Source organism: Acinetobacter sp. ATCC 27244, assembly GCF_000156555.1.
In the GTDB taxonomy this organism is placed as follows: Bacteria; Pseudomonadota; Gammaproteobacteria; order Pseudomonadales; family Moraxellaceae; genus Acinetobacter; species Acinetobacter haemolyticus.
The window spans coordinates 1-438 of record NZ_GG666005.1 but is presented as its reverse complement, the minus strand read 5'-3'; the positions used below and the strand labels follow the sequence as shown (position 1 = coordinate 438).

Genomic DNA, 438 nt, shown 5'->3' with positions numbered 1-438 from the left:
ATAGTGATATGCACTTTTTGAGAGTCGACACTTTGAATCACCATCACTCAATTTTATTTGACTATCACCTTTAACGTTGTGACTTAAATGAAAATAATACATTTTTACTTCCGATATTAATTTAACTGGGATATCGGATCCTACAAAATTTTAAAAATTCATGATTCGTTTCGTGAAGAAAAATGAAAAAAAATATTTTTCAATTAAAACGCATGAGCAATACCACTCCCATAATTTCAATTTATATAATAAAAACAATAACTTAGTTGTGTGTTTTGTTTGTATGTAGAAACAGTAAATCTAAAACATGAGTAACGCATAAATTATATAATAATCAATTGCTTAAAACTAAAAGTGCTGCGCAGCACGAGGAGAAGTGTCTTTTAAAGCGAGCGAAGCGAAATTTAAAAGACACGGAAACGAGATATAAAAAATCTT

General features: G+C 28.8%; 1 pseudogene. It reads right to left on the bottom strand.

Annotation, left to right across the window (positions count from 1 at the left end):
• A pseudogene (locus HMPREF0023_RS16600) lies at nucleotides 1-102 on the bottom strand (plasmid mobilization protein); the annotation flags it as partial.
• Between the last annotated feature and the right edge of the window lie 336 nt (nucleotides 103-438).